Raw genomic sequence first — 22,795 nt, 5'->3', positions numbered from 1 at the left:
TATGAAACTTTTTTATCCCTCAATTATAGTGGTCCTTTTTGTTTTATCTATTTTCGATCTTATTGTGGGCTTGATAAATGATGCGGTAAATTTTTTAAATTCCGCTATTGGATCTCAAGTTGCTTCTAGAAAAACTATCATGATTTTTTCTAGCTTAGGAATTTTATTGGGTTCTTTTTTATCAAGTGGAATGATGGAAGTCGCAAGAAAAGGAGTTTTTGATCCATCTTATTTTTATTTTTCTGATCTTATTTTCATTTTCTTATCTGTTATGATCTCCGATATTATTTTATTGGATGTTTTTAACACATTGGGATTGCCTACTTCCACAACAGTATCTATGGTATTTTGTTTATTAGGAGGTGCATTTAGTATTTCCATGATAAAAATGTATTACAATGATGAACCGATTCATCATTTAAGTCAATATATTAAAGCAGAAAAAACATTGACAATCAGTATAGGAATTTTTTTATCTATTATAATTTCTTTTGCATCTGGCGCTTTTCTTCACTATTTTATACGATTTTTATTAAGTTTTGAATATAAAAATAGATTGAAATATGTAGTGATATGGGCCGCTATTTCATTGAGTAGTATGACTTATTTTCTTATTGTAAAAGGACTACATAGTACCTTACAAGGATTCACTTTGGATAATTTTTCAGGAGAATTTTCCTTATTTATACAACATTTTATTAAATGGATTCATAATAATTTTTTTGTTTTCTTATTTGTATTATTTTTTACATGGATTATTGTAGCCAATCTATTTGTTTCTTTAGGATATAATATCTTAAAATTTGTAGTATTATATGGAACATTTTCATTGGCAATGGCGTTTTCTGGAAATGATTTAGTCAATTTTATAGGAATTCCTATAGCTAGTATACAATCTTATAATATATGGAAAGAAGCAGGAAGCCCACTTGCGGAAAAATTCAATATGAAAAGTTTATCTGGTAACGTACAGGTTCCATCTTTATTTTTGATTTTTTCAGGAATAATTATGATATTAACTCTCTGGTTTTCAAATAAAACAAAAAAAATCACCAGTACTGAAATTAATTTAAGTAGACAAAATGAAGGAACTGAAAAATTTTTATCAAATTCTTTTTCTAGAGGAATTGTTCGATTTTTTTTATATTTAGGAAACAATTTTTTTAAATTATTTCCAAAAAGATTTTTAGTTAGAATAGAAAAAAATTTTAAGCAAAATAAAAAACAAGAAGATGAAAATATTGCTTTCGATTTAGTTAGAGCATCTGCTAATTTAACCATATCTAGTATATTAATCTCTATAGCAACTGTTCAAAAACTTCCTTTATCTACAACTTTCGTCACTTTTATGGTTTCTATGGGAACTTCTCTTTCAGATAGAGCTTGGGATAGAGAAAGTGCAGTTTATAGAGTGTCAGGAGTTTTAAAAGTTATAAGAGGATGGTTTTTAACAGGATTAATAGCCTTTATCATGGCAGGAATGGCGTCCTATTTTCTGTATTTTTTAAAAGAATGGGCCCTTCTATTTTTTCTTGTTTTAATTGGATTTGTTTTTTACAAAAGCTATAAAAGCTATCATCAAATAAAGCAAGAAGATAAAAGAAACATTTTTGAAACAGAAACAGAGGATTTGACTCTAGTAAAAACTTTTAAAAAAACTTCTTCTTTTTTAGAACCAATTCTTGAATCAGTAGAAAATATTTATAAATCTAGCATAGAAGGAATTACTCAAGGAAAGTTAAAAAAATTCCAAAATAGCAAGAAAATTCTTTTAAAAGTAAAAGAAAATTTTTCGATTGTACATAATTCTTTAATTAGAATAATTAGAAAAACGAGAAACAGAGATCCAAATGCGGGAATCCTTTATATTCATATTTATAACAAAACTAAAGAAATTATTGAATCTGCGGAGATTATTACTAATAGAACCTTCTTTCATATGATGAATAGTCATAAGCCTTTAAAATATCAGCAAAAGAAAAATTTAATGATACTTGAACGTCTTATGATTGAGCATTTTAACATTATAAAAAAAATAACAATAGATGAGAATAGAAATAGAACATATAGTAGTCATAAACATGAAAATCATACAAAAATTAAAATTCTTAAAAAAATAGAGCAACAAATCAACCAACAGGTCATGGGAATCATTCATCAAAAATATGGGACGAAAAACACTCTATTAATGTTAGATATTCTTTTACAATCAAAAAAGGTTACAGAAAATATAGAAGATATTATTGTACTATACAATAGTTATTCTTCTAGTTCTAGTTTTAATCCAAAAAAAGACGTTTTTTCTATCTTTTTTTTTGAATTAAAAACTCATTAGATTACATCCTCGTATATCTGAAAAATCCATTCTTCCTAACACTTCAAATTCTTCATCATTGATTTTCTTTCCTAAATCACTGGTAGAAATAAAAGAACAAGATAAATAATTTGATAAATCAATAATATCAATTCCGCCTATTTTATTATTATTTTCTTCTCTATGGATAAGAGGATCTTCCGAATCTCTTATGTATATTTTCATCCAAGGAGGACATCTAAAAATTCCGTTTTTTTTTGCATATGCTTGAGAAAGCAATTCTGTCATTCCATATTCCGAGTGAATATTTTTTACACAAAAACCTTTTTTTAAAAGATGGTGTAATTCTTCTCGAATTATTTCTTTTCTTTTCCCCTTCATTCCTCCTGTTTCCATAATAATAATATTTTTTTCTTTCTCATATCCTATAATAGGATCTTTGTTTTTTTCTATAAAATCTAATAAAGAAAAACTGAGTCCAAAAATTAAAATATTTTTTTTCTCTTCCTTCATAGAAATCCTATCTTTATAAGAAAGAAAACGACTTCCATTTTTATATGTTTTTTGTATCAAATATTTCATCATATAAATTAAGGAAGAATCATTTTTTCTATTATTTGGAAACAATGCTAAAAATTTGAATGTTTCTATTGATCCATAAAAGTATTCAAATCCTTTACAAATGCTATTAATATAGATTAATAAATCTGCTATGTAATGCCTGCTTTTGATTCCTGTAGTCCCAGTACTCTTGAAAATAATTTCTGGGATACTTTTTTTTTTACTACTCCAAATACAATGTGTTTTAAAAAAGGAAATAGGTAAAAAAGGAATTTCAGAAATCGTCTTAATACGAAATGGATCAATTTTTAATAATCGAATATAATTTCTATAGATTTCGTTATTTTTTATTTGATAATGAAATATCTTAAAAGTTAAATACTCAAATTCTTTTTTTGAGTCTATAGAAAAAATATTTTTTTTAAAATTCATTTTTTTATGATTTTTGAAAATAAAAAGTATAATTCTTCTAATTTCCTAAAAAAAAAGAGTGGTCCTTTCTGATGGATAGAGAAAAGATATTGAAATTCTTTTTCAAAAGAATTTTTTAAAAAATGACCAGGAATAAAATCTATTTTTTTATTTGCTTCTTTAAGAAAAAAAAGACATATTGATAGGTAAAAAAAATATTTTATCATTCCTAATATTCCCCCTAACCATTTGTCAATAGGATTTATCCATGTAATGATTAAAAAAAATTTTATGATTTTTTTTGTTACAAAAGCTATAAAAGCTAAAATCAAAAACGATATTATGAGAGAATATATTGTCAAAAAAGGTTCTTCATTTTTTATATGAACTTTTTTTATTAATAAATTTGAAGAAAAATGGAATAACTCTATTCCTTTGTATATCAGAATAAAAAATATCATAAATAAAAATAACTGAGAAAGAAAACCTTTTCGAAATCCTTTATATCCACCATATAAAACTATAATTATAATTATTATATCTGAGCCCATCATAATTAATAAATAATAAAATGAAAAAAGAATTTATAATACAAATACAACAATTTCATTTCAATTGGAATCAGGTCATTTTATATATACGAAATCATTTTTTCATAGAGGGAAAAATTGATCTCATTGGAATTATTTACTTGATAGGAATTCAAGAACTCGGCAAAGGTAAAAATAGATTTTTGAATAGAGAAGATAAAATAAATATTTTGCATATTGCAATCTGTAGAATTTTAGAACCTTTTGGATATTACGTTTTTATTGGAAAAGATAGGGAAGGATGGCCTCATTATTTATTGATCAAAAATCTTCCATTTTTTTTAAAAAATGAAGAACAATCTTTTTTTCTGAAAAAAGCTATCATTCGTTATATGAGTGATGAAAAAATACTTGAGATATAATTGAATTATTGATTGAATTGTTTTATGGATAAAAACGAAATTGAAAAAATAAGAGTGGAAATAAAGAGTTTTCATGCTAAAACATATGAAGATTTAGAATTTTTTAGAATTAAATTTCTTGGGAAGAAGAAAGGGATTTTAACTTTTTTATTTAAAAAATTAAAAAAAATTCCAGATAAAAAAAGAAAAAATATTGGAAAAATTCTCAATGAGTTAAAAAAAAATGTTCAGGATAAAATACAAATTTTTCACAAAAAAAATTTCATAAAAGGTGAAAAACATTACAAATACAAATTCGATCCTACAATTCCAGGAAAATCTATAGAAATAGGATCTCTACATCCCATATCTATTGTAAAAAATAGGATTTTAGATATTTTAAAAATGATTGGTTTTTCTTATGTTGAGGGGCCCGAAATAGAAAATGACTGGCATAATTTTACAGCTCTAAATATCCCTATAGATCATCCATCTAGGGATATGCAGGATACATTTTTTTTATACAAAAATCCTGACATTTTGTTACGGACACATACGTCCTCTGTGCAAATACGATATATGAAAAAACATAATCCTCCTTTTCGTGTTTTATCCATAGGAAAAGTATATAGAAATGAAACAATTTCATCACGTTCAAATTTTATGTTTCACCAAGCAGAAGGATTTTATATAGATAAAAAAGTATCCTTCTTAGATCTAAAAAAAATCATTCAATATTTAATAAACTCTCTTTTTGGAGAAAAAGCAAAAATACGATTTCGTCCTTCGTATTTTCCATTTACAGAACCTAGTGCTGAAGTGGATATATATTGTGATGATTATAACGCAGGATGGTTAGAAATAATGGGTTGTGGAATGATAGATCCACAAGTTTTGAAAAATGTGAACATTGACTCAGAAATTTATTCAGGATTTGCTTTTGGAATGGGCATAGAGAGACTTGCACACCTAATCTATAAAATTAATGATATTCGAACTTATTTTGAAAATGACATTTGTTTTTTAAAACAATTTAAAAATGATTTTTAGTTGTTTTTTATGTGTTTGTTTTTGTTATGTTGATGTTCTTTGTCTAAAGACTTCATATAAAATGATCCCACAAGCTACAGAAACATTTAAAGATGAAACTCCTTTTATTTTTGATGATGGAATTTTTGCTTTTTCTGAAGAAAGTTCTAAATATTTTGAGGAAATTCCATTTTCTTCATTTCCTAGTATTATTGCAGTAGGGCCTGAAAAATCAACATTATACCATAATATACTTGATTTTTCTTCTGTAGCAGAAACAATTTTTAAACCGTATGAAATTAAATATTCTATCGTTTTTTGAATATTTTTTTCTTGACATATTGGAACTTTAAATAAAGCCCCTGAAGAAGTTTTTATAGAATCAGATCCTATCAATGCGGTATTTTTTCTTGGAATGATGATCGCATCTGTTCCTACACATGCTGCCGTACGAATTATAGATCCAAAATTTCTTACATCCGTAATACGATCTAAAATGAGCAATAGTGGGTTTTTTCTATTTTCATAGAAAATAGGAAGTAGATCTTCTATATGATAGGTAACTACTGGGGATAGGATCCCAAAAACTCCTTGATGATTTTTGTTTTTTAATTGATGAAACTTTTGTTTTGGAACAATTTGAATTGGAATATTTTTTTTTTGGTAAAGATTGATTAACTTCCTATATACATTAGACTTTTGTTTTTTTCCTTTTTGAATAAATAGTTTTCTGATAGTTTTTTTGGATTGAATTGCTTCTATCAAAGGATGAATTCCATAAACAACTTCTGATTTATTCATGACATGAGGGAAAACTTTTACTTTTGTTTTTTTTTATCAAAAATTCTAAATATTGATTTGTTAAATAAATTTTTGATAAAAATACGGATAACATTTTTACAGAAAAAAAATACAAAAAAGAAAAGAATAAGATATAAAAGAGTGAGGATTCCAAATCCTAAAACATAATTATTAAAATAATAGGATAAAAAAAACGACAAAGAAAGACTCCCTGAAAAAAAGATCATTATGAAAAATATAAGAAAAATAAAATTCAAAAAAAATTCTGTCATGATGGAAATTAATAGTTTCATGACTTCATTTTTAAAACATACTAACTTCCTATTGAAAAAATTTTTAATAAAAATAAAGAAGAACAACATTAATTAGAAAAATAAAATAAACTCACTGAATTAAGTCCCCAATTCATTTTCTACTTGATCCATTTTATCTATTTTATTTTTGTTCCATTTTTTTTCAAAATCAGATTTTATTTGGTGGACTTTTTTTCCTATTTTTTGACTTATTTCTTGCAAATTTTCTTTCAATTCTTCAGTTTTTTTTCCTAGTATATTTTTTATTTTAGACTCCTTTTTTTTTTTTGTAGATAACAGAATTCCTACAACTAACCCTGCAATTGTTCCTAAGATGACACCTCCAAAAAAACTTCCTACTCTTTTCATAAAGAATTTTATTTTATAATAATAGATAAATTTAATCATACAATATTTACGTACAAAATTGTCATTGTTGATTTATAAAAATATTTTTCTACATGTTAGATATTAAAACAAATTTTCCTCTAAAAAAATTTAATACATTTGGAATCAATGTCTATGCCCATTATTTTGTAAATGTGAAAAGTATAGAAGAAATCCAAGAAACTTTTTGTCAATATCCATTTATATCAAAACTTTTTTTGGGAAATGGGAGTAATATTCTTTTTTTAAAAAATTTTTATAAAGGATTAATAATCAAAATAGGGATCAAAGGAAGAGAAATCATTCAAGAAAACAATTCTCAAGTTATAGTGAAAGCTTCTGCGGGAGAAAATTGGAATGAATTCGTAAGTTGGACTATAAAAAAAGGATTCAGTGGATTAGAGAACTTATCTTTTATTCCGGGAACAGTTGGAGCTGCACCGATTCAAAACATTGGAGCATATGGAACAGAAATAAAGAATACTTTATTGAAAGTTGAATTATATGAAATTGATAATAAAAGAGTTATAGAATTAACACGTGAAAAATGTCAACTAACATATCGTCATTCTTTTTTTAAGAAATACAGAAATAAATTCCTTATTTTATCTGTCTTTTTTCTGTTAAGAAAAAAATATCACAAATTGAATATATCATCTATTGAAATCAGAAAGGAGTTAGAAAATATGAATATTAAAAAACCTAATCCTCATGATTTAAGTCAGGCAATTCTTCACATTAGACAGAAAAAATTACCAGATCCAAGAAAAATTGGAAATGCAGGGAGTTTTTTTATGAATCCTATAGTAGAAATTTTTGACTTTCAAAAATTGAAATCTCAATATCCAACTGTGATTGGATATTCTTATTCTAAAAAGAAAGTGAAAGTATCTGCTAATTCGTTGCTAGAACTAGCAGGATGGAAAGGAAAAAAAGTAGGAAATGTAGGAGTTTATGAAAAAAAACCCATAGTTTTAGTAAACTATGGAAAGGCTACTGGAAGAGAGATATATTCTTTTTCAGAAAAAATCACTCAAGACATAAAGAAAAAATTAGGTGTTTTTTTACCTAGAGAAGTAAATGTCATTCAATAAAAAAAAACTCTCTTTCTTATCTTACTTTATTTACTTATTACTTATAATTTTTATTTTTGTAGGTTTGGAATAATAACAAATTTTTTTGGGGATGTCTCGTCAATAATATAGATAAAAAAATTATGTCAATGACTTTAGAAGAATCAACAATATATATACAAAACAAAATTAACAAAACTAAACCTGATTTTGGAATCCTATTATTAGGAATACAGTTTAATCAACTTGTCAAGGAAATTAAAAAACCTATATGTATTTCTTACAAAGAAATTCCAAATTTTTCAAATTTATATGGAGAACTTATATTTGGAGAGATAGAAGAAAAAAAAGTTGTTTTTTTAATAGAACCTTTTTTCTCTTACGAGTACGAGGAGAAAATAAAAGATCCCCCCTATTTTCCTATTGTAGTGTGTAAAAATATTGGAATTGATAAATTAATCTTAATCAATATTTCTGGAGGAGTAAATCCAAACTACAAAATGGGTGACGTCATGTTGGTTAAAGATCATATCAATTTTTTTCCAGATAAGTATTCTTCTTTTCTAAAAAAGAATAGTTTTTTCGTTGGGATCACAGAAGAAGAAACATATGATAAAAAAATGCTTGAAATAGCAGAAAATATAGCTATGAATCACAATATCATTATACAAAAGGGGGTTTATGTCGCTTTTCCCTATCCAAATTATAAAACACCTGCAGAATATGCAATGATCCGATCTATGGGGGGAGATTGTGTTGGAATGAATAACATTATTTCATACGTGATCGCAGCTAGATATATGAATTTACGGGTATTTTCTATCTCCATTATTACGATGGGGGGATTATCTAATATAAAAAAAAAGGATTATTATTTTGATTCCATTTTTCAAGAATCTGAAAAATCCATATCTATTTTAATATTAATTGTAAAAGAATTTATAAAACTCTGTTTTTAATGAATTCAAGAATTAATTATTCACTCACTAAAACTAAGAAAATTAGGATAATTTATCCATTATATTTTTCGTAATTTTTACAAAAATTTTTTTTATCTGATCGTTTTCTAAAACAATAGGAATTCCTGAATCAGAAGATTTTCTAATGTCTTGTAACATAGGGATTTCTCCGAGAAAAAAAATATTCATTTTTTTGGAAAAATTTTTTGCTCCATTTTTTCCAAAAAAATAGTATTTTTCTTTTTCTGTAATGAAAAAAGACATATTTTCTATGATTCCAAGTATTGGAACATGAATAGATTGAATACGAAACATTCCTACACTTCTCTGGACATCAGATAAGGCAATTTTTTGAGGAGTGCTAACAATGATAATTCCTTTTAATGGAATTTCTTGCAAAAGGGATAAATGAATATCCCCTGTCCCTGGTGGTAAATCTACAATTAAAAAATCTAACCCATCCCAATTTGTTTCATGGATAAATTGTCTTAAAACTTTAGTTGCCATAGGTCCTCTCCAAACAATAGCTTCCCCAGGTTTTGAAAAAAAACCTAAAGAAAGTATTTTCACTCCATAACGGATGATAGGATTTATCAGATGATTTCCATTCTTTTTTATGAAAAAACATGATGAAATCACATCTTCTCCTATATTGAACATTAAAGGAATAGAAGGGCCATAAATGTCTGCATCTAACAATCCTACCTGAAATCCCATATTCACTAAAGAAACTGCTATATTAGTTGCTATTGTGGATTTTCCTACTCCTCCTTTTCCAGAGGCAACTGCAATTATATTTTTTATTCCATTGATTTTTTTAGTAGTATCTAATTTTTTTTCTATTTTTAGACGAATTTTTTTTTCTTCAAAATGTAAATTTTGATCTTTTATAGATTGGTATATATCTTTTTCTAATTTCTTTTTTACATGCATAGTAGGATTAGATAAGTTAATAGAGATTATGATTTCTTCCTGAAAGAAATCTATATTTTTGACTATTCCTGATTCAATAATATTTTTATTATTAATAAAAACATTTTTTAATGCTTTTGTAATTTTTTGTTTCATACATAAGATTATAACAGATATACTATGAGTAAGTAATGAGATGTAGATTTATTTTCACATTCACAATAGTACAAAAAAATGACTAGATTTAATATCTAAAATGATTATTCATATGTTGTTCTATTTTATTTTGTTATGAATGAAAGGAAAGAAAAAATAAATAATAATAAATAACTTATGTTCATCTTGAATAAGAAATTTCATACTAAAATCATCGTTTTTAAATGGGGGAACATAGAAACTATGTTTTTGGAACAATTAATTCTTTCTGAAAAAGAGAAAAGTTTTTTTTTATCTCTATCAGAAAAACGGAAGAGAGAATTTCTAGGAGTTCGTTATGCTCTAAGGGCTATAGGAATTATGAATATTTTTTATAATGAAAAGAGAAAACCTTTTCTTTTTCCTCAAGAAAAATATATTTCATTGAGTCACTCTTTTGAAAGAATAGCTATAGCAATTAGCTCCTATCATATAGGGATAGATATAGAAAAATTCAGAAAAGATCAAAAAATAATTAAGTTAAAAAAAAAATTCCTTAGAAAGGATGAATCTATTTTTATTCATACAAGTCATGAAAAAGAATATCTTCATATCATATGGGGAATCAAAGAAAGTTTATATAAATTAGAAGGAGGTATTTCATCAAGTTTTTTAGATCACTACAAAGTTTCTCCTTTTTGCATAGAAAAGGATTCTTGTATCTCATGCTGGATTCTAAAAAAATCATATAGTAAGAAGTTTTCTGCATTTTATAGAAAAATAGATGAACATTACCTTGTTTATATTATAGATAAATAATAATAAATACATACAACACACATATATGGAATAATGGATTCATTCCTTTTTATATTTTTCTTATCATAAGAGGGAACAGGAGTTTATTCTCTATTTTAGAATTTTTTGCAGCATCATTTAGTCTTTTCAGTGTTATCTTTGCAAAAAAGAATAAGATATGGTTTTATCCAATAGGAATAGTAAGTACAATTATATACAGTTATATAACTTTTATTACTTCTCTTTATGGAGATTTTATTATTAACCTATCTTATACAGGAATGAGTTTGTATGGTTGGTATACATGGAAATTTAAAAGAAAAAATCATACTATAACTTTTTCAGATAAAAAAGATTATTTTTATACGGCTTTATTTTTTGTATTTACTTGCATTTTCAGTATAATGGTTTATTATTATTTTAATGGCTCCTTACAACAATCCAATTCTGATTGGATAGATGTATTTACAACTGGTATTTTTTTCTCTGGAATGTATCAAATGACTATGAAAAAAGTAGAAAGTTGGATTTTTTGGATAATTGGAAACATCATTTCCGTTCCTATTTATTTTTTGAAAGGGCTCGTATTAACAGGTATTTTATTTATTTTCCTTGTAGGATTGGCTATAAAAGGTTATGTCCTTTGGAAGGAAAAAGTTATTCATTCAATAAATTTTGATTAATTGATTTGCAACATCATTTATGTTGTCGTATTCTATTTCTATTCTTTTTTTTATATTCTTTACTCGTATTTTATTCTTTTCCATTTCATTTTTTCCTATACTGATAGTAAATGGAATGTTATTCTCGTTTGCATATTTAAATTGTTTATTTATTTTCACAGCGTTAGGATACAATTGAGTAGAAATTCCTTTTTTTCTCAAAAAATTGATCATTTTATATGCATATAAAACCTCTTCATCTCCGAAATTGATAAACAATACTTTTGAAGGAAAATTAGAGATAGTTTGAAATAAATTTTCTTTTTCCATAGCTAAATAAATTCTATCTAAACCTAAAGAAACTCCTACTCCAGAAATGTTTTTCATTCCAAATAAACTAGCTAGGTTATCATATCTTCCCCCACCTCCAATGGAATAATAATTTTCAGACTTATTATTATTTGGAAATATTTCAAATATTGTTCCTGTATAATAATTCATTCCTCTAGCTAGAGAAAGATTCCATTCCAATTTTGTTGTACTCTTTAAAGAAAGATTCTTTATTTTTAGAAAAATAAAACTAAGATCTTTTATTCCGTTTTTTCCTCTTTTAGAGGATCTGAAAGCAACGTTTAAAGATTCCTTTTTTTTTGAAAAGTTTTCTTTCATATCAAAAAAATATGCTATCTTTTCGAAAGACTTCGATGAAATCCCTTTACGAAGCATTTCTTTTTTTACTGAATGTCGTCCTATTTTATTCCATTTATCTAAAGATGTAGTAAAATTTTTCCATAAATGATTTTCTATTCCAGAAATCTCTAACAACCCCCATAAAATATCTCTATGGTTAATATTAATAGTTATAGGAAACTTTAATTTTGTAAAAATTTCGTCACAAAGTTGAATGAATTCAATTTCTTGCCATAATGATAAAGAAGAATATCCTATTATATCCGCATCACATTGATAAAATTCTCTAAATCTTCCTTTTTGTTTTTGGGGTTGATCTGCACGCCATACAGGTTGTATTTGATATCTTTTAAAAGGAAAAATAATTTCATTTCTATGCATAACTACATACCGAACAAAAGGAACCGTTAAATCATATCGAAGCGCTTTATTGGATATTTTTTCAGTGAAATTTTTTGTAAAATCAATAATATTTTCTTGATTTTTTTTTCTTTTAGTCAAAAAATCTGAAATTCCTTTTTTTAAAAAATTTCCTGAATGAAGTAACTTAAACATTAAATATTCTCCTTCTTCTCCATATTTTCCAAATAGTGTGGAAATATTTTCAAATGACGGAGTTTCTATGGAATAGTACCCAAAAAGTTCAAAGCAATTTCTAATAATTTTAATTAAATAGTTTCGTTTATTCATCTCTATTGAGGAAAAATCTCTGGTTCCTTTTGGAATTCTAGAATATTTCATAATAAGTAATTCGTAAAAAAAAAACTAGTAAAAGTAAAGTAAATTGATTCTCCTTAAATCTAAGAAATAATTTTGTTAAAAATCATCTTCATTTTTATTGGGTTCTTTTTTTAATAGAGATTCACTATATTTTTTCATTCTCTCTTTCAAGAGTTTATTTCTTTCTTCGTAAGAAATAGGAAGATCAAAATTATCTTCTAGCATCATATACCTCTTATATTTTTCTTTTGAAATACTGGAAGTGTTCTCAATCGCTTGATTAAATATATTTTTTTTTTGATTTGATGACAAGTCCCCCTTATTATTAGGAACTACACTTCCCGAATAATCACTTTTAGTGTTTTTTGGTGTTTTCTGAGAATGAGTGAAAGAGTCTATAGGTTGAGAATAAGAATGAATTCCTTCTACTTTTGCTAATTTTTGTTTATAAGGTTCTTCTAACCTATGAAATATTTTTTTTTCTTCGTGATGAATAGCTCTCTGAACTTCAGTGGGAAATCCAGTTGCTACTATAGTCACTGAAATACTTTCATCCAAACTTTCATCTTCTCCTATCCCCATAATAATATTCGCATTGTTTCCTGCTTCAGCTTGAATATAATCACTTATAATTCCTATTTCATCTATTGTTATCTCAATTTTTCCTGAAACAATTAGCAAAAGAACATTCTTTGCTCCTGTAATCTTATTATCATTCAGTAATGGAGAATCCAACGCTTGTCCAACTGCTTCTTTTGCTCTATTTTCTCCAACAGAAACTGCTGAACCCATAACAGCTGTTCCACTTTCTTTAAGAACTGTTCTAGTATCTCTCAAATCTATGTTCTGTTTATAATGGTGAGTAATAACTTCTGCTATCCCCTTCGCAGCTGTGGTAAGGACTTCATCTGCTTTTGCAAATCCTGCTTTAAATCCAAGATTTCCATATAATTCTCTCAATTTATCATTATTAATTACAATGAGAGAATCTACATTTTTTCTGAGAGATTCTATCCCTTTTTGAGCTTGTTGTAACCTCATTTTTCCTTCAAAATGAAATGGAATTGTCACAATTCCTACAGTAAGAATCCCTTTTTCTTTAGAAATTCCTGCAATAATTGGAGCTGCACCTGTTCCAGTACCCCCCCCCATTCCTGCTGTGATAAATGTCATTTTTGTATTAGAATCTAAAATACTTTTGATTTCTTCTAAACTTTCCAAAGCGGCTTTTTCTCCTACTTCTGGATCTGCACCCGCTCCTAATCCTTCTGTAATAGAAGCTCCTAATTGAATTTTTACAGGAACTGGGTTATTATTTAGAGCTTGCGCATCTGTATTACATGCTATAAAATCGACACCTGTAATTCCTTGTTCAAACATATAGCTTAAAGCATTACTTCCTCCTCCTCCTACACCAATTACTTTGATTGCAGCTGAACGATTTTTTGGAAATACAAATTGAACGTTCTCTTTTTTTAAATCTTCTTTTTCTTTTTTCATTTCATTGTTTATTATTCTGTATCATTTAATATTTGACGGAATTTATCTGCCCAAATTTCAAGAAAAGATTTAGATTTTTTTTTCGTTTTTTTCTTTCTAAAATCATTCTGAGAGTCGTCATATGTTTCTTTATTAGTAGATCTACTACTATTCTCATTCTTTATAGAAAAGAACTCTGTAGTTTTTTCATATCTAGGGATCATTTCTGTACAAATTTTTTTATCTTCTAATCCTTTTATTACCAACCCGATAGATGTAGCATATTCTGGATTACTTATCATCCCATTCTCCCCCCCTGCGATATGCTCATTTGAAAACCCTACCCGGACATCCATTCCAGTCATATATTCTGTTAAAGGACGAATATGTTTTAATTGAGATCCTCCTCCTGTCATGACTAATCCTGCTATAAGTCGTTTTCTTTGTTCCTCATTGCCATAATTTTTAATCTCTATATTTACTTGTTCCAAAATTTCGCATACTCTCGTATGGATAATTTGGGAAAGGCATTTCAAAGAAATCTCCTTAGGATCTCGACCTCTTAATCCAGGAATACAAACAATTTCTGTTTCTTTATTTTCACCTGGCCATGCAGATCCAAATTTTATTTTTAGTAATTCTGCTTGTCTTTCTATAATTAAACAATCTGTTTTAATATTTTCAGTGATTACATTTCCCCCAAAAGGGATGACTGCTGTATGTCTAATAATGTTATCTTTAAAGATAGCAATATCCGTAGTCCCTCCTCCTATATCCACTAAAGCCACCCCTGCTTCCCTTTCTTCCATGTTTAATACAGCTTCTGCAGAAGCTAAAGGTTCTAAAGTCATTCCGGACAAATTTAATCCTGCAGCTTTGACACACCTTCCAATATTTCTAATAGAAGAAATTTGTCCTACTACTACATGAAAATTTGCCTCTAAACGGCTTCCGTACATACCTATAGGTTCTACTATTTCTGATTGACTATCTACTTTGTATTCTTGTGGAAGTACATGAATTATTTCTTCTCCTGGAAGCATAACAAGTTTATGAACTTGATCTATTAACTTTTGTATATCTTTTTGATTAATAACATTTTCAAAATCTAACCTTGTGATATAATCATTATGTTGTAGACTTCTAATATGTTGTCCTGCAATTCCTACAAACACTTCTTTTATTTTTAATCCTGAACTATGTTCCGCTTCTGATACCGCTTCACGAATGGCTTCTATTGTTTGAGTGATGTTGTTGACTACCCCTCTATGTACACCTATACTTTTAGATCTACCAATACCTAAAATTTCAATTTTATTATATTCATTTTTCCTTCCTACCATAGCTACAATCTTTGTAGTTCCCACATCAAGACCTATAGCTATATCTTGATATTCCATAAACTTATCTTTTTTTAGCGACTACTTGGTCCTTATATTGTAAATCAATACTTTGATACTGATTAATATCTACTTTATTTAAGTACTGCTTATAAAAAGCTTTTAATTTATTCAATTTACTTTTAAAATCCTCTAGATCCCCTAATATAATTTTATGATTTCCTATTTTTGGAATTAAAACAAATAAGTTAGCAACAGTTTTCTTGATACTAATAATTTGATCTTTCAACAATTCATCAGAGTTGATTTCCTTTACTAAACTAACTAAATGTTTTTTTTCTTCTTTTGAAAAAGATCCTTTTGCTAAAATAACTTTTGATGAATAGAAAGAAGAAAGTTTACAACTTTCTGCATCTTTCGTAAGATAATATTCTTTATTTCCATTTTTTATTCTTAAAATTGGTTCTTTTTGCAAAATTTTAATATTTAGAGTTCCATCTACATCAAGAAATACTTCAGATTTTTTTATAAAAGGGGAATCGTTTAATTGTTTCTCCATTCTTAATATATATAATTGACCTATTTTTTTTTCTCTTTTAGAAAAGAGAATGTTTTTAATAAATTTTTCATTTACAAAATGCTCATTAGATAATAATGGTAAAATGACTATTTTTAACTTTTTTAAAGTTCTATTTCTATGTCTTTTTTGAGAAAAATAAGAAAAGAATATCATAGAAATCATATATACTAAAATAGTAGTAATAAATATTACTTTATTTTTTTTCATCTCTCCATATCGTTGATACAACCACTCTTTGAGAGGACGTATTAAAGTATCAATCCTCCCCCCCCGCGGCTATGGCCTATGGTTAGAGAAGAATATCGAATTTTTTTTTCAATTTTTTCTAAAATTTTATTAAAAGTAGAGACTTCTTTTTTTTTAGAACTCATTTTTATCTTTTCTAATAATTTATTAGAACTAATTCCTTATTTTTTTTTCATCTCTCCATATCGTTGATACAACCACTCTTTGAGAGGACGTATTAAAGTATCAATATCCCCAGCGCCTATGGTTAGAAGAATATCAAATTTTTTTTTTTCAATTTTTTCTAAAATTTTATTAAAAGTAGAGACTTCTTTTTTTTTAGAACTCATTTTTATCTTTTCTAATAATTTATTAGAACTAATTCCTTCAATGGGAAATTCTCTAGCTGGATAAATATCTAATAAAATTAAAAGATCAAGTTGTTCTAAACTTTTAGCAAAATCAACTTCAAAATATTTCGTTCTACTAAATAAATGTGGTTGAAAAATTCCTAATATTTTTTTACCTGGAAAACATTTTTTCACAGTAGTAATAAGGGAATTAATTTCTGTAGGATGATGTGCATAATCGTCTATATATATTTTTTTTATAGATTTATAATGAATAGAAAACCTTCTTTGAATCCCCTTAAATAAAAATAAAGCCTTTCTAACATCTTCATTATTTATTTTTAAATAATCTGATATAGCTAATGCAGCGGTCACATTTTTTAAATTATGTATACCTGGAATTGGTAAGGGAAGTGATTTCCATGTTTCTGTTGGAGTATGAAAATCAAAATACCATTTATTTTCTTTTACAGAAACATGATCTGAATAATAATTTGCTTTTTCTTCTTCTACAGAATAATAGATAGCGTTTTTATTAGAAAAAAACGATTTCGATTCTTCTTTGCAAAGAAATATTTTTTCATATGGATTTTTGATTCTATTTGAAAATTCTATGTAAGCCTTTCTCAAGGATTCTTCTTTTGGATAAGTATCTATATGGTCTCTATCTAAAGACGTAATACATGCTATGTTTGGGGATAGATATAAAAAAGAACGATCAAATTCATCCGCTTCTACTAAAAATATTTCTGTCCCATTCAAAATAAGATTCGATTGATAATTTTCAGATATTCCTCCCAAAAAAGCAGTAACATTTTTACCAGAACTATATAAAATATGTCCTAGTAAAGTCCCCGTGGTTGTTTTTCCATGTGTTCCTCCTATAGCTATACAAATTTTATCTTTTGTAATTAAAGATAATACTTGAGAGCGTTTTTTTATATTTTTTCCATATTTCTTTAGAAAAATCCATTGGTTATGATTGTCTGGAATAGCTGGAGTATAAACAATTAAACATTTTTTAGAATGAATCCATTGAGGCAATATTTCTGTATTATCATGATAATTAATTGATATCCCCTCTTTTTCTAATTTTCTTGTTAAAAGTGTTCGATATCTATCGTATCCATAAACTGTCTTGCCCATGGAATGAAAATATCTTGCTAAGGAACTCATTCCCATTCCACCTATTCCTAAAAAGTAAAAAGAATCAATTGTATCTAGATTCATAAAATAATTTGTAAAATTTCATTTACAATATCGTTTGTTGCTTTCGGTTTTCCTAATTGTAAAAGATTTTTACTCATTTTTTTTCTCATACTAGGATTATTTAGGAGTTTAATGGTAGAATCTACTAATTTTTTATCTAGATCCTCATTTTTTATGATCAAAGCAGCTTCTTTATTTTCCAATATTTTAGCATTTTTATTTTGGTGATCATTTGATGCCCAAGGCAAAGGAATTAATATATATGGTTTTCCTATTAAACAGATCTCTGATATAGTTAAAGCACCAGCTCTAGAGACAATGATATCTGCTGCTGCATAACAGATCGTAATATTATTAATAAATTCCATTAAAAGAAAATTTGCATGATGAGAAATACTACTATTTTCTTTGATTCTATGAATATCTACTTTTCCTAACTGCCAAATCAGTTGTATATCTAGATGGATCAGTTGTTTTAATCCTTTTACCCAAGCATTATTAATACTATTAGATCCTTGACTCCCTCCTATAGATAAAATAATAGGTTTTTCTATTTTTAAACCCAAATGAAAACAAGCTTCTTCTTTACTAGGTAATTGTAATATTTCTGATCGAATTGGATTTCCAGTTATTATAGTTTTTTTTGGTGGAAAATATTTTTCGGCTTCTTCATAAGCAAGACATATCTTTTTAGCATAACTAGAAAAAATTCTATTGGTTAATCCAGGAAAAGAATTTTGTTCTTGAATAAGAATGGGAATTTTATTTCTTTTTGCTGCATACAATGTTGGAAAACTCACATATCCACCTGTTCCAATAACTATATTTGGTGAAAATTTTTTAATGATTTTATTTGCTAGAAAACAGCTATAGATCAGATCTATAAACAAATTAAACACTGAAATAGAAAAAATTTTTTTCTTCCCCCCTGAAATACAAATACTTTCTATTTGATATCCAAATTTAGGGATTTCTTGCATTTCCATGTTTTTTTTAGATCCAATAAACAAAATATCTGTTTCTGGAAACTGATTCTTTAGCTCATCTGCAATAGCTATTCCTGTATAAATATGCCCTCCAGTCCCCCCACTTCCAATAATAATTCTAGGATAAATATTCTTCATGTCTTCATGAATAAGAATAATTAATTAATAATCTTTTTTTCATGTTCAATTATTTGTGGAGTAGTAACTCTTTTCGTACTCCGACGACTATCTTTTTTCTTATCAGGATGTTTTTTATCTAGTATTCTACTAACACTCAATATTATTCCAAAACTAAAAAAAGTTACCCACATAGAAGTTCCTCCAGCACTAATCAGAGGTAAGGTTTGACCTGTTACAGGAAATAATCCAACTGTAATCCCCATATTAATGAGTGCTTGATTTATAATCGGAAATCCTACAGCAAGGACCAATAAAGTACAAAAATAGTTTTGTACTTTTGTAGCGATGATCATAATTCTAAGTAAAATTAGAATATAAGTAAACAAAAGAAGAACTCCACCTACAGATCCATATTCTTCTATAATAATAGCATAAATAAAATCTGAAGAAGATTGGGGAAGAAAGGCTTTCAAAACACTTTTTCCAGGTCCTCTTCCCAATTTATTCCCCAAAAAAATAGCTGTTTTAGATTGTTTCATTTGATAATTTTCTTCAGAATTATGATCTAAAAAATTTTCTATACGACTTTTCCATGTATAAACTCTATTCATGGGTTTTTTTTCTCCCCATTTTAACATAGAATAAATATATCCACTTGCAGATATGATTCCCATTAGTAAGATTCCTATAATCCCTGTAAATGGATATCCTCCTATAAAAAGCAAAATTAAAACGGAAATAAAAACAATCGCTGCTGTAGATCCATTAGCTGGGAAAATAAGTCCAATAATAAAAAATATAGGAAATACCAAAGAAAAAAAAGAATTAAGAAAGCTTATTCTTTCTTTTTTTTTCTGAGATAAATATCTAGCGCAATAAATAAATAGAGCTAATCCAGCAATATTAGAAGTTTGAAAAGATATATTAATAATAGGAACATGCAACCAACGAGAAGCATTGACTCCATCCACTTCTTTTCTTTGACTAAGAGTAAAAAAAAGTAGAATAAATACTATCGGAATTGATAGTATGGAAATCCGATAAAAGTATTTATAGTCTATGAATTGAGTCAAAAAAAGAATGCAAAAACCAACTAGCAAAAAAAGAGCATGTTTGAATAAATAGCTGAATACTGTATTTGTCCCTCCATATTGAGTCACTAAATTCGTACTTGCTGAGTAAACTGGTAAAAAAGAAAATAAGGCTAATAAAGTGATAAAAGCCCATAAATATCTATCTCCTTTAATATATCTATTAAAAAAAATATCTCTTTTTTTCATAGAAAAGGTTTCTTACTTCTTGTTTAAATTTATTTCCTCTTTCTTTATAATCTTGAAAAAGATCGAAACTAGAACATGCTGGAGATAAAAGAATGTTATCTCCATGAAGAGATAAAATATAAGCCATACGAACAGCTTTTTTAATACTTTCTGTTTCCACTATAATGTCAATAATATCTCTGAAAAAATTTACAAATTTATCATTTTGTTTTCCTAAACAAATTATTGCTTTTACTTTTTCTTTTACCAATGGAACAAGTTCACTATAATCATTTCCTTTATCTTTTCCTCCTGCAATCCATATTACAGGAGAGATCATACTTTTTAAAGCATAAAAGACAGCATTCACATTAGTAGCTTTAGAATCATTTATAAATTGCACTCCATTAATATTTAATACTTTTTCCATTCTATGTTCTAGAGTTGTTAATCTTAATATAGTAGTAGATATGATTGATTTTTTTTTTTGAATATCTTTTAATAATCCCATTTCTGATATGGTGATTGAAGCCATAATATTATAAAGATTATGATCTCCTATTAAAGGAACTTTTTTCACATTTAGAATGTATTTTTCTTCATTTTCTTTTCTAAAAAATATTTTATTCCATTTGAGATAAGTTCCTAACCGTAATTCTTTTTTAATAGAAAATGGAATACATCTGGATTGAATTTTATACTTTTTTAATCCTTCTCTGATCAGAGGATCATCGTAATTATAAATCAAAAAATCTTCTTTTTTTTGAAGAGTTGCAATTTTAAATTTAGAAAAAATGTAGTCTTCAATATTATTATTGTATCTATTTAAATGATCCCTTGTAATATTTAATAACACTGCAATATTAGAACGAAAATTGAATACATCATCTAGTTGAAAACTACTCAATTCTAATACATAAACATCTTTTTCTTTCTTTAGTGCTTCTCTTGAAAAACTCCGTCCAATGTTTCCTGCTATTCCTACAAAAATTCCTTTTTTTTTAAGAATTTTGTAAACAATAAAACTAGTAGTCGTTTTTCCATTACTCCCCGTAATTCCAATAATATAGGAAGTTTTCAGATAACTTTTTCCAAATTCTAACTCAGAAATAATAGGAATTTTCAAAAAATTAATTTTATTTATCAATGAATTTTTTCTAGAAATTCCAGGGCTTTTTATTACTTTGATAGCTTTTTTATATATTTCTGTATGTCCATTTTCTTCAAAAGGAATTTTATTTTCTATTAAAATTTTTTTGTATTTATTTTGAATAATTCCAGAATCAGATACAAAAGGAGTAAACCCCTTTTTTTTAGCTAATAAAGAAGCTCCAATTCCGCTTTCTCCTCCTCCCAATACAACTATTAATTTTCTTTCCATTATGTTACAAAACAATTACCATCAATACTACTACAACAGATAAAATCATTTGTATGATAAAAAAACGATTGACTATTTTACTTTCGTGATATCCTAATTTTTGAAAATGATGATGTAAAGGAGCCATTAGAAAAATCCTTTTTCCTATTCCATATTTTATTTTGGAATATTTAAAATACAATACCTGTATTATGACAGAAATATTTTCTATCAAAAAAATTCCACCTAAAATAGGAAGTATTAATTCTTTTCTAGTAATAATAGCCAATGCAGAAATAACTCCCCCTATAGTTAAACTTCCTGTATCTCCCATAAAGATTTGCGCTGGATACGTATTATACCAAAGAAACCCAATCAAAGCACCTAAAAAAGAAAAAGAGAATATGGATATTTCTCCTATGTTAGGAATATAGATTAGATGAAGATAAAAAGATAAATTTTTATTACTAGAAATAAAAGATAATAAGGATAATGTCAAAAGAATAATAGAAGAAATTCCAGCTGTTAACCCATCTATTCCATCAGTAAGGTTCGCCCCATTGGATAGAGATACAGTAATTCCAATCACAATAGGAATAAAAATCATCCACGTATGTTTTTCCCATTTTTGATTATACCATTTTAAAAGATAAGCGTAGTCAAATTCATTCCTATGATTCATCATAGGAAGAGTTGTTTTAAAAACATGCTCTCTTTCCAGTGAAAAATAAGTTGGAATAGATTCCTTAGAATTATTATAATCTTTATTCTTTAGATTTAAAGTAACATTTTTATGAAAAGACATCGTACTTCCAATGAAGATTCCTAAAATTATTTGCCCCAATATTTTCCCAATCCCATGAAGTCCATTTTTATTATATTTTATTTTTATATAATCATCTATAAAACCAATACATCCCATATATAAGGTAGTCACAATCAAAATCATCACATATACATTTTTCAATGCAGAAAGAAAAAATGTAGGAATTAATGATGAAATTATAATTATAATTCCACCCATTGTTGGAGTCCCTTCTTTTTTTTTTTGCCCCACTAGTCCAATATCTCGTATTTTTTCTCCTATTTTTTTTTTTTTTATCTGGTATAAAATCATTTTTTTATGAAAAACCAATGCCATGCAAATAGATAAAAAAAAAGCAATTACTGATCTGAAAAAAATAGAATTATTAAATAATAATTTCATAAAA

22 protein-coding genes are annotated in these 22,795 nt (G+C 26.7%); 7 read left to right on the top strand and 15 right to left on the bottom strand.

Annotated features, from left to right (window positions below; translation table 11 throughout):
- The first annotated feature begins 1 nt into the window (after position 1).
- Positions 2–2,335 (top strand): inorganic phosphate transporter, encoded by a 2,334-nt coding sequence (locus H0H71_RS01345; protein ID WP_185856414.1) that lies wholly within the window; start codon positions 2–4, stop codon positions 2,333–2,335.
- Here H0H71_RS01345 and H0H71_RS01340 read toward each other — a convergent pair.
- Entirely contained in the window at positions 2,321–3,307 is a 987-nt protein-coding gene (locus H0H71_RS01340; RefSeq protein ID WP_185856413.1) for a LuxE/PaaK family acyltransferase, read from the bottom strand. The two genes, H0H71_RS01345 and H0H71_RS01340, sit on opposite strands and share 15 nt — an antisense overlap.
- Entirely contained in the window at positions 3,304–3,840 is a 537-nt protein-coding gene (locus tag H0H71_RS01335; RefSeq protein WP_185856412.1) for a CvpA family protein, read from the bottom strand. The genes H0H71_RS01340 and H0H71_RS01335 overlap by 4 nt, the downstream gene beginning before the upstream one ends.
- Positions 3,841–3,857: 17 nt before the next feature.
- Here H0H71_RS01335 and H0H71_RS01330 point away from each other — a divergent pair, with 17 nt between their 5' ends.
- Positions 3,858–4,238 (top strand): hypothetical protein, encoded by a 381-nt coding sequence (locus H0H71_RS01330; RefSeq protein WP_185856411.1) that lies wholly within the window; start codon positions 3,858–3,860, stop codon positions 4,236–4,238.
- 24 nt (positions 4,239–4,262) lie between these two features.
- Positions 4,263–5,267 (top strand): phenylalanine--tRNA ligase subunit alpha, encoded by a 1,005-nt coding sequence (pheS, locus tag H0H71_RS01325; protein ID WP_185856410.1) that lies wholly within the window; start codon positions 4,263–4,265, stop codon positions 5,265–5,267.
- A gap of 24 nt (positions 5,268–5,291) precedes the next feature.
- On the opposite strand, the gene rlmB is transcribed toward pheS, so the two are convergent.
- Positions 5,292–6,047 carry a 23S rRNA (guanosine(2251)-2'-O)-methyltransferase RlmB gene (gene rlmB, locus H0H71_RS01320; RefSeq protein WP_185856409.1) on the bottom strand — a complete coding sequence of 252 codons (756 nt, stop codon included), beginning with the start codon at positions 6,045–6,047 and terminating at the stop codon, positions 5,292–5,294.
- A 392-nt stretch (positions 6,048–6,439) separates the two neighbouring features.
- The gene (locus tag H0H71_RS01315) at positions 6,440–6,709 is read right to left on the bottom strand and encodes a YtxH domain-containing protein (protein ID WP_185856408.1); all 270 of its coding nucleotides are present in this window, start codon (positions 6,707–6,709) and stop codon (positions 6,440–6,442) included.
- A 92-nt stretch (positions 6,710–6,801) separates the two neighbouring features.
- On the opposite strand from H0H71_RS01315, the gene murB reads away from it, so the two are divergent.
- Entirely contained in the window at positions 6,802–7,821 is a 1,020-nt protein-coding gene (gene murB, locus H0H71_RS01310) for a UDP-N-acetylmuramate dehydrogenase (RefSeq protein WP_185856407.1), read from the top strand.
- A gap of 122 nt (positions 7,822–7,943) precedes the next feature.
- Positions 7,944–8,759, top strand: coding sequence for a purine-nucleoside phosphorylase (locus tag H0H71_RS01305; protein ID WP_238784468.1), 816 nt, complete (start codon positions 7,944–7,946; stop codon positions 8,757–8,759).
- A gap of 42 nt (positions 8,760–8,801) precedes the next feature.
- Here the strand turns inward: H0H71_RS01305 and H0H71_RS01300 are convergent, their stop codons facing one another.
- On the bottom strand, positions 8,802–9,827 hold the full coding sequence (locus H0H71_RS01300; protein WP_185856406.1) for an Mrp/NBP35 family ATP-binding protein: 1,026 nt from the start codon (positions 9,825–9,827) through the stop codon (positions 8,802–8,804).
- A 177-nt stretch (positions 9,828–10,004) separates the two neighbouring features.
- Here H0H71_RS01300 and H0H71_RS01295 point away from each other — a divergent pair, with 177 nt between their 5' ends.
- Both H0H71_RS01295 and pnuC read left to right on the top strand, forming a co-directional pair.
- Positions 10,005–10,625 carry a 4'-phosphopantetheinyl transferase family protein gene (locus H0H71_RS01295; RefSeq protein WP_185856405.1) on the top strand — a complete coding sequence of 207 codons (621 nt, stop codon included), beginning with the start codon at positions 10,005–10,007 and terminating at the stop codon, positions 10,623–10,625.
- The gene (gene pnuC, locus H0H71_RS01290) at positions 10,622–11,287 is read left to right on the top strand and encodes a nicotinamide riboside transporter PnuC (protein ID WP_317168089.1); all 666 of its coding nucleotides are present in this window, start codon (positions 10,622–10,624) and stop codon (positions 11,285–11,287) included. Before H0H71_RS01295 ends, pnuC begins: the two co-directional genes overlap by 4 nt.
- Here the strand turns inward: pnuC and hisS are convergent.
- The 10 genes from hisS to mraY all read right to left on the bottom strand — a co-directional run bounded on the left by hisS (position 11,270) and on the right by mraY (position 22,791).
- Positions 11,270–12,697: a histidine--tRNA ligase gene (gene hisS, locus H0H71_RS01285; RefSeq protein ID WP_185856404.1), complete on the bottom strand. Its 1,428-nt coding sequence runs from the start codon at positions 12,695–12,697 to the stop codon at positions 11,270–11,272. The genes pnuC and hisS overlap by 18 nt on opposite strands.
- Before the next feature lie 75 nt (positions 12,698–12,772).
- Complete coding sequence (gene ftsZ, locus H0H71_RS01280; RefSeq protein WP_185856403.1) at positions 12,773–14,176, bottom strand: cell division protein FtsZ; 1,404 nt, start codon at positions 14,174–14,176, stop codon at positions 12,773–12,775.
- A gap of 11 nt (positions 14,177–14,187) precedes the next feature.
- Positions 14,188–15,555, bottom strand: a complete 1,368-nt coding sequence (gene ftsA / locus H0H71_RS01275) for a cell division protein FtsA (RefSeq protein WP_185856402.1) — start codon at positions 15,553–15,555, stop codon at positions 14,188–14,190.
- 4 nt (positions 15,556–15,559) lie between these two features.
- Positions 15,560–16,282 carry a cell division protein FtsQ/DivIB gene (locus H0H71_RS01270; protein ID WP_185856401.1) on the bottom strand — a complete coding sequence of 241 codons (723 nt, stop codon included), beginning with the start codon at positions 16,280–16,282 and terminating at the stop codon, positions 15,560–15,562.
- Positions 16,283–16,323: 41 nt separating this feature from the next.
- Entirely contained in the window at positions 16,324–16,446 is a 123-nt protein-coding gene (locus tag H0H71_RS03105) for a hypothetical protein (RefSeq protein WP_262887069.1), read from the bottom strand.
- Between the two features lie 36 nt (positions 16,447–16,482).
- Entirely contained in the window at positions 16,483–17,880 is a 1,398-nt protein-coding gene (murC, locus tag H0H71_RS01265) for a UDP-N-acetylmuramate--L-alanine ligase (RefSeq protein ID WP_185856400.1), read from the bottom strand.
- Positions 17,877–18,983, bottom strand: a complete 1,107-nt coding sequence (gene murG / locus H0H71_RS01260) for an undecaprenyldiphospho-muramoylpentapeptide beta-N-acetylglucosaminyltransferase (protein ID WP_185856399.1) — start codon at positions 18,981–18,983, stop codon at positions 17,877–17,879. Before murG ends, murC begins: the two co-directional genes overlap by 4 nt.
- 20 nt (positions 18,984–19,003) lie before the next feature.
- Entirely contained in the window at positions 19,004–20,245 is a 1,242-nt protein-coding gene (locus tag H0H71_RS01255) for an FtsW/RodA/SpoVE family cell cycle protein (RefSeq protein WP_185856398.1), read from the bottom strand.
- Positions 20,220–21,605 (bottom strand): UDP-N-acetylmuramoyl-L-alanine--D-glutamate ligase, encoded by a 1,386-nt coding sequence (gene murD, locus H0H71_RS01250; RefSeq protein WP_185856397.1) that lies wholly within the window; start codon positions 21,603–21,605, stop codon positions 20,220–20,222. Before murD ends, H0H71_RS01255 begins: the two co-directional genes overlap by 26 nt.
- Positions 21,606–21,609: 4 nt before the next feature.
- Positions 21,610–22,791: a phospho-N-acetylmuramoyl-pentapeptide-transferase gene (mraY, locus tag H0H71_RS01245; RefSeq protein WP_185856396.1), complete on the bottom strand. Its 1,182-nt coding sequence runs from the start codon at positions 22,789–22,791 to the stop codon at positions 21,610–21,612.
- Positions 22,792–22,795: the final 4 nt, after the last annotated feature.

Origin of the sequence: Blattabacterium cuenoti, from assembly GCF_014251375.1 — a bacterium.
Lineage (GTDB): Bacteria > Bacteroidota > Bacteroidia > Flavobacteriales > Blattabacteriaceae > Blattabacterium > Blattabacterium cuenoti_K.
This window is presented reverse-complemented; position numbering and strand designations above follow the sequence as displayed.

Bases quoted from the DNA above. Each gene is read 5' to 3' on its own strand.
- H0H71_RS01345 (WP_185856414.1), top strand. From the start codon at position 2: ATGAAACTTTTTTATCCCTCAATTATAGTGGTCCTTTTTGTTTTATCT.
- H0H71_RS01340 (WP_185856413.1), bottom strand. From the start codon at position 3,307: ATGAATTTTAAAAAAAATATTTTTTCTATAGACTCAAAAAAAGAATTT.
- H0H71_RS01335 (WP_185856412.1), bottom strand. From the start codon at position 3,840: ATGATGGGCTCAGATATAATAATTATAATTATAGTTTTATATGGTGGA.
- H0H71_RS01330 (WP_185856411.1), top strand. From the start codon at position 3,858: ATGAAAAAAGAATTTATAATACAAATACAACAATTTCATTTCAATTGG.
- pheS (WP_185856410.1), top strand. From the start codon at position 4,263: ATGGATAAAAACGAAATTGAAAAAATAAGAGTGGAAATAAAGAGTTTT.
- rlmB (WP_185856409.1), bottom strand. From the start codon at position 6,047: ATGAATAAATCAGAAGTTGTTTATGGAATTCATCCTTTGATAGAAGCA.
- H0H71_RS01315 (WP_185856408.1), bottom strand. From the start codon at position 6,709: ATGAAAAGAGTAGGAAGTTTTTTTGGAGGTGTCATCTTAGGAACAATT.
- murB (WP_185856407.1), top strand. From the start codon at position 6,802: ATGTTAGATATTAAAACAAATTTTCCTCTAAAAAAATTTAATACATTT.
- H0H71_RS01305 (WP_238784468.1), top strand. From the start codon at position 7,944: ATGTCAATGACTTTAGAAGAATCAACAATATATATACAAAACAAAATT.
- H0H71_RS01300 (WP_185856406.1), bottom strand. From the start codon at position 9,827: ATGAAACAAAAAATTACAAAAGCATTAAAAAATGTTTTTATTAATAAT.
- H0H71_RS01295 (WP_185856405.1), top strand. From the start codon at position 10,005: ATGTTCATCTTGAATAAGAAATTTCATACTAAAATCATCGTTTTTAAA.
- hisS (WP_185856404.1), bottom strand. From the start codon at position 12,697: ATGAAATATTCTAGAATTCCAAAAGGAACCAGAGATTTTTCCTCAATA.
- ftsZ (WP_185856403.1), bottom strand. From the start codon at position 14,176: ATGAAAAAAGAAAAAGAAGATTTAAAAAAAGAGAACGTTCAATTTGTA.
- ftsA (WP_185856402.1), bottom strand. From the start codon at position 15,555: ATGGAATATCAAGATATAGCTATAGGTCTTGATGTGGGAACTACAAAG.
- H0H71_RS01270 (WP_185856401.1), bottom strand. From the start codon at position 16,282: ATGAAAAAAAATAAAGTAATATTTATTACTACTATTTTAGTATATATG.
- H0H71_RS03105 (WP_262887069.1), bottom strand. From the start codon at position 16,446: ATGAGTTCTAAAAAAAAAGAAGTCTCTACTTTTAATAAAATTTTAGAA.
- murC (WP_185856400.1), bottom strand. From the start codon at position 17,880: ATGAATCTAGATACAATTGATTCTTTTTACTTTTTAGGAATAGGTGGA.
- murG (WP_185856399.1), bottom strand. From the start codon at position 18,983: ATGAAGAATATTTATCCTAGAATTATTATTGGAAGTGGGGGGACTGGA.
- H0H71_RS01255 (WP_185856398.1), bottom strand. From the start codon at position 20,245: ATGAAAAAAAGAGATATTTTTTTTAATAGATATATTAAAGGAGATAGA.
- murD (WP_185856397.1), bottom strand. From the start codon at position 21,605: ATGGAAAGAAAATTAATAGTTGTATTGGGAGGAGGAGAAAGCGGAATT.
- mraY (WP_185856396.1), bottom strand. From the start codon at position 22,791: ATGAAATTATTATTTAATAATTCTATTTTTTTCAGATCAGTAATTGCT.